The sequence below is a fragment of the Caballeronia sp. genome, assembly GCF_049581465.1.
GTDB lineage: Bacteria > Pseudomonadota > Gammaproteobacteria > Burkholderiales > Burkholderiaceae > Caballeronia.
Map to the genome: position 1 here is coordinate 1 of NZ_JBAUSA010000916.1, position 6,157 is coordinate 6,157.

Below are 6,157 nucleotides of genomic sequence, written 5' to 3' on the forward strand. Positions count from 1 at the left end.
GCACGGAACCGATGGTCTGCGGGTGCGGGCTCCGCGAGCGGCGCGGCGGCGTTGCCCGTCAGGCCGCGAAGCACGTAGTCACGTATCTGAACCGCGTTCGCGGCATACAGCGAAGCCAACACCGCCCGCTTTCCCGGCGCCGATGCGAGATGGATAAGCCAGTCGGAAAACGCCAGCGATAGCGCGGCAGGGGAGAGGCCGCGCGTGAAACGCGCGATCGCTGCTTCCAACGTGCAATCAAGTGCGCGAAAAGGGTTGCACGAAGAACGGGTAACCGGTTGCTGTGGAAGCACCGGATCGCCGGTCGAAACAGTTCTGGAGCGAGCGTCCATGAGGTTCCTTTAGGTCGTTCACGCTTGCTATGCAGCGGTTGGGTCGAGCCAGTGCGAGACAGACAAGGCGGACCCCGAGATGTTCGGCTTACGTAAGGATGTCAGGGGTAAGAGAAACTCACCGCAGCCGTCCTGATTGTCCATGGAGCGTCTGTTGAAAAGACTGTAGCGACGAGCCGTTTGTTACGAGTTTATCTGCGTCAATCGCGGAGGATGCAGCCTTCATCGCCGAAACCACGTTGTCCATCAACGGCGGAACATGCATGGCGTAGCTTGTGCCGGAGCGATCTTCGGAGCCCGTAGCTCGTCCGCCAGCGCCATTCGCACCGCAAGCGCTTGATCCAGGTCAACGCCCATGCCGCGCAATGAGTGCACGATATTTTTATGAGCAGCGTTCCAATTCATCGCGCTGGACGACGCACGAATTCGCACTGACCGAACCGGCGCTGCACCTGCTCAAGCTGTGTGACTCGCTCGACTTTCGCGTCCCGCCGGGCTATCGGAACTTTGGCCGCAACGCAGCGTCGATTTTATTGGAGCTGCCCATGAAGCTGAATCGCCCCGCCCTTGCTGGCGCTATTGCCGCTCTTTTGCTGTCCCGCGGCACATGTGTGCTCGCGGCGCCGGATCCGGAAGCGCTCGTCGACCAGCATCACTGCATGTTTTGTCACACCGTCGAGTCGCCGTTTCTGGCACCATCGTTCCAGCAGATTGCGCAGCGGTATCGCGACGTTCCTAATGCATCGACCATGCTCGAACAGAAGCTGCGGCTTGGCGGCCGCGCGCATTGGGGCGACACGGCAATGCCCTTGGCTGCCGAACGGGGCGGTCCGATTTCCAGGGAAGACACTCACACCCTCGTGCAGTGGGTATTAAGTCACTGATTCGGTAAAGGAGAAAGCAATGCGTATCACCACAAGGCTTGACTATCCCGCGACACACGACGCGTTCGCGGTGTTATGGCTCGATACCGACTCGTGTCTGTGGTCTAGGGAAATGCATGATGGCGTCGATATTCCTTCATAGGGACTCCTCCGCTTCGAGCCGGGAGCAACTCTGATTTGCGATCAGCACGCACCGAACCCGCTGTGCGCGCTTATCGACCTCGATGTGAGCGACGTCCCGCATCTTACCGAGGATCGGGTGGGGCGTGCAGCATGGTACGGCGATCCGGCGCCGGGTCTACAGCCTGATCGCTGGCACGTACGATGCGTCGACGCTACGCAGACAAACGCTGAGAACGGCGTGTTTGCAGAGTGAAAGTGCTGCGCCGGAAGCCGGACGTCAAGACGCGTGCGCCCCGAAGCGACGCCCACTAGACAGCTCCAGCGGATATACGAGCACGAGCGCCTTGTCAACGGCGGCGCGATGGCCGCAGGCGTCGCCGTTGACGATTTATCAGATTCCCTGGAGGATGTGGGCTGCGCCGACTGGTACGACCACGACGGTCGCCGTGTTGGCTGCTCCCACCGGCAATACGTTGCGCCCGTGCGTCTCGTTGATGATCTCCGCAGCAGAAAGATAGAACGCGAGCGCCGCTGTGACGAGACCACAATAGCCGCCTGCATGATGCAGCCACGCGAGGCCGGTCCATTCACTCGCGGCTAACACGAAGAAGGTGATCCACAGGACGAGAAACACAAGTTGCAGCGCACGCGACGCACGCCATGTCGCGACCCACATGTACAGCGTGAACACGCCCCACAACAACAAATACCAGCCAATAAAGGCAGCCGGCACCTTGTCATGAAGGAACAGCACGAAAAGGGCGAGCGACCACCAGAACGCCCCGTAGCTCAGAAAGGCGGTGGCCCCAAATGTGTTGCCGCGCGGGATTTCCATGAGTCCAGCTAGCGCCTGTGCAGTGCCGCCGTAGGCGAAGGCGACGGCTAGCACCATTCCCATTGAATCACCGGTAAACCAGCCAGCGTTGATCATGCTGAGCAGCCAGGTTGTCAAAGCAAATCCGGCGAGCCCGAGGGATGCGGGGTTGGGTGTCTTGAAGTTCATGATGAAAGTCTCCAGCATTAAGGAAACGGAATTTGTCGCGTGTCAATCACAACGTATCGACAGCCGCGCGACGATCAAGCGTACGGTTAGACCCCTCATGCGTTACGTGCTCTACGCGGGGTCGGCGAACTGGGCGAGCACGGCTGGATTTTCGACGGTCGACGTGTCCTGCGTGATCACTTCGCCCTTGGCGACTGAGCGCAACAACCGGCGCACGACTTTTCCCGAGCGCGTCTTTGGCATCGCGTCGCCAAAACGAATCTCCTTCGGTTTTGCAATCGGTCCAATCTCCTTGCCGACCCAGGCGCGCAGCTCGTCGGCCACGCGTTTCACGTCAATGCCGCTGGGTCGCGTGCCCTTCAGCACGACGAAGGCGACGATAGCTTCGCCGAAGGTTTCATCCGGACGGCCAACAACCGCAGCTTCCGCTACCAACGGGCAGGACGCCAGCGCCGACTCGATCTCCATCGTGCCCATCCGGTGACCCGATACATTGAGCACGTCATCGACGCGGCCAGTGATCGTGAAATAGCCGGTATCCGGGTCGCGAATCGCACCGTCCCCCGCGAGATACAGGTCGCCGCCCAGTTCCTCGGGGTAATAGCCCTGGCGAAAGCGCTCCGGATTGCCCCACACAGTGCGAATCATCGACGGCCACGGCTTGCGTATGACGAGCATTCCGCCGTGCCCGTTGGGCACCTCGTGGCCGGTTTCGTCGACGATCGCGGCATCGATGCCGGGCAACGGCAACGTGCAGGAGCCCGGCACAAGCGGTGTGACGCCTGGCAGTGGCGTGATCATGTGGCCGCCCGTCTCGGTCTGCCAGAAGGTGTCAAGCACGGGACACCTGCCGCCGCCGACGTGCTCCGAAAACCACGTCCACGCGCTCGGGTTGATGGGTTCGCCGACCGTGCCGAGGATGCGCAGCGTACTCAGGTCGTAGCTTCCGGGATGCACTGCGCGATCCGCTTCAGCGGTCTTGATGAGGGACCGGATTGCGGTGGGCGCCGTGTAGAAGGTCGTCACCTTGTGGCGCTGGATCATGTCCCAGAAGCGGCCCGCAGTCGGGTACGTGGGCACTCCTTCAAACATGACCTGCGTCGCGCCGACAGCAGTCGGGCCGTAGCAGATATAGGTGTGCCCCGTTATCCAGCCGATATCGGCAGTACACCAGAAGACATCGTCTGGCTTGATGTCGAAGGTCCATTTCATGGTGACGGCGGCCCACAACAGGTAGCCTCCCGTACTGTGCTGGACGCCCTTCGGTGTGCCGGTCGACCCTGAGGTGTACAGCACAAAAAGGGGATGCTCGGCGCCTACCCATTCAGGCTCGCATGTATCGGGCTGGCCGTGCTCCAACTCGTGCAGCCAGGCGTCGCGACCGGCGATCCAGGGAATGCGCCCGCCGGTGCGCCGATAGATGACCACAGTCTTGATCGCCTCGGTATCGCCGATTGCGAGCGCCTCGTCGACGATCGTCTTCAGCGGAAGTGTCTTGCCGCCGCGCACCTGTTCGTCTGCGGTGATGATCGCGACCGCGCCGACGTTGACCATTCGTTCATGGAGCGATTTCGCAGAGAAGCCACCGAAGACGACCGAATGCGGCGCGCCAATACGTGCGCACGCCTGCATCGCAACGACGCCTTCGACCGACATCGGCAGGTAGATGACAACCCGGTCGCCTTTCTTCACGCCGCGCGCTCGCAGCGCGTTGGCGAGGCGGCATACCCGGTGATAGAGCGCCTGGTAAGTGACGCTCGTGACCTTGCCGTCGTCGGACTCAAAGATGATCGCGGTTTTGTTTGCGTTACCGTTGATGAGATTGCGGTCAAGGCAGTTGTACGACGCATTCAGTTCGCCGTCTTCGAACCACCGGTAAAAGGGTGCGTTCGTGTCGTCGAGAATCTTCGTAAACGGACGACGCCAGTTCAGATGCTCTTTGGCAAGACGTGCCCAGAAGGCTTCGTGATCGTGCGCAGCTTCAGCCACAAGCGCATGGTAAGCGCCCATATCATCAATAGCGGCATGACTCGCCAGGGGAATTCCCTCTGCAGGGACATAAGGGATCGATTCGATGGTAGACATAGTCTCCTCGCTTAAATCATGAGATGGGCGAGCAAACAGCAATCGTCGCCAAGGGAAAGGCTCTTGATGGCCCTAACGGATTCGGCCCGCGTGACGGGCGTGCGCCTCACGCGCGTGGCCGATGGTTGTCGATGCGAGGAGGTGCCGTGAGATAACTATGAGATGTCCACGAGATGACGCGTTGACGCAAATCAAACAGGCTGGGCAGACGAATGAACATATTCCAAAAACAGAGGGTTCGCATGATGCGCCTCCTTCACGGACTGTACTGTCAGTCGCGGCAATGGTCGGCGTCGTTTGTTGCTTCAAGTATTGTCGAGCGCAGATGAAAGCGAAATCAGCAAGGGCGGAGATGTGCGCGGGATTTGCACGCGGTAAGTAGGTTTTTTGCCTACGCGGGAAATCGGCGCAAGACAGGCGATCTTGACGTCGCCGACTAGCCGAAGCGCTCAAAGAGGCGCTCGGATAACGCTTGCCAACCGGTCAGCGGCGCTGTGCAACGAAGTCGTCCGCCAGCGGTACGACCGCCAGCAGGACCAGTATCACCGAGAGGGGGACGGTCGACACGAAGCCCACGTATTTGAAACCCATTGCGCCTGCGATGCCGCCAATAAAAAACATGCCGAGCAGCGATGCCAGCAGAATAAGTTTCGAGCGGTCTGCCTTGACCGCGCTTGCTCCTGGTCCGGACGCGGATACATTCCAGTAAAACATCTTGCCGAGCTCGATTCCGATATCCGTGACGAGGCCGGTTACGTGCGTCGTGCGAATCTCCGCTTTGGAGATCTTTGTGATCATCGCGTTCTGAAGGCCCATCACAAAGCAAAGCAACGCGACGGTAGCGGGCAAAAACAGGATCCGGTCCTTCTCCAGGTTTGCACCGAGCAGGCCAAAGCACAGCAGCATTGCCGCTTCCAGCATCAGCGGCAATGCATATTCGCTGTGTGCCCGCCGCCGACGGCCCCAGTTGATCATGATCGCGGACGTGGCGGCGCCGGCCATGAACGCCATGAGCGAACAGAATCCTGTGACCACGAGGCCAATGTCCCCCAGCGACAGGTTATCGGCCAGTGCCGACACCACGCCCGACATATGCGACGTGTACTGCCCGACCGCGAGCAAGCCACCGGCATTGGCGGCACCCGCGATAAACGCGAGGCTGCGTCCGAGGCGCCGGTTATTCTGGTCCGTGCGCTCAGGTCGAGTGAACCCGCGAAGGTAGTTTATGGGCATGTCGTGCGATGGCTTCGGGCGATTCCGCCGGCCGGCACGGTGTGTGACTGGAACGGTCAGATTGCTTTCATGATGCACCGCAATAGCCCACAGAGACTGATCCAGATCAAGTCGAACCACATTGGTGTGTTGCAGTGTTTCTTGAGAGTAGCCGGAGAGAGCAATTGCCGATTGGGCGGCCAAAGTCACATGTCACGTTACCGCGCATGTCCGTTTTGACAGGGTCAGACGCGTTCGAGTCCACCCCGGTCGACAATGTCTCAGCCGCGGTGATGTTGACGTTTTCCCCTATCACTTGATGGTTGACTATGAACCGTACTCGTACCAGACTTCATCTCATAGTGTGATCACAGGTCACAGGTCACAGTCGATCTCGTAAGGAGTTGTTTAATTGATTGCACAAGTCACGCCGCGAGACGCAGCACGCGAACAGCCCAGTGACGCGCTGCCGCTCGAACTGGTGGCGCGCGAAACCATGGCGGGGCGCGTATATGCCC

At 60.0% G+C, this 6,157-nt stretch carries 5 protein-coding genes and 1 pseudogene; 2 read left to right on the forward strand and 4 right to left on the reverse strand.

Annotated elements, in window-relative coordinates; all coding sequences use genetic code 11:
- Positions 1–230: poly-beta-hydroxybutyrate polymerase N-terminal domain-containing protein (locus WCA53_RS22555; protein WP_423915737.1), on the reverse strand; the 230-nt coding region annotated here is incomplete at its 3' end.
- Positions 231–877: 647 nt separating this feature from the next.
- On the opposite strand from WCA53_RS22555, the gene WCA53_RS22560 reads away from it, so the two are divergent.
- Together WCA53_RS22560 and WCA53_RS22565 are read left to right on the forward strand one after the other, a co-directional pair.
- On the forward strand, positions 878–1,216 hold the full coding sequence (locus tag WCA53_RS22560) for a c-type cytochrome (protein WP_423915739.1): 339 nt from the start codon (positions 878–880) through the stop codon (positions 1,214–1,216).
- A 19-nt stretch (positions 1,217–1,235) separates the two neighbouring features.
- Positions 1,236–1,592, forward strand: a pseudogene (locus WCA53_RS22565) (DUF3564 family protein).
- A gap of 138 nt (positions 1,593–1,730) precedes the next feature.
- Here WCA53_RS22565 and WCA53_RS22570 read toward each other — a convergent pair.
- The 3 genes from WCA53_RS22570 to WCA53_RS22580 all read right to left on the reverse strand — a co-directional run bounded on the left by WCA53_RS22570 (position 1,731) and on the right by WCA53_RS22580 (position 5,660).
- Positions 1,731–2,342, reverse strand: coding sequence for an acetate uptake transporter (locus WCA53_RS22570; RefSeq protein ID WP_423915741.1), 612 nt, complete (start codon positions 2,340–2,342; stop codon positions 1,731–1,733).
- Between the two features lie 111 nt (positions 2,343–2,453).
- Positions 2,454–4,427 carry an acetate--CoA ligase gene (gene acs / locus WCA53_RS22575; protein WP_423915744.1) on the reverse strand — a complete coding sequence of 658 codons (1,974 nt, stop codon included), beginning with the start codon at positions 4,425–4,427 and terminating at the stop codon, positions 2,454–2,456.
- Between the two features lie 483 nt (positions 4,428–4,910).
- Positions 4,911–5,660, reverse strand: a complete 750-nt coding sequence (locus tag WCA53_RS22580) for a YoaK family protein (RefSeq protein WP_423915746.1) — start codon at positions 5,658–5,660, stop codon at positions 4,911–4,913.
- Between the last annotated feature and the right edge of the window lie 497 nt (positions 5,661–6,157).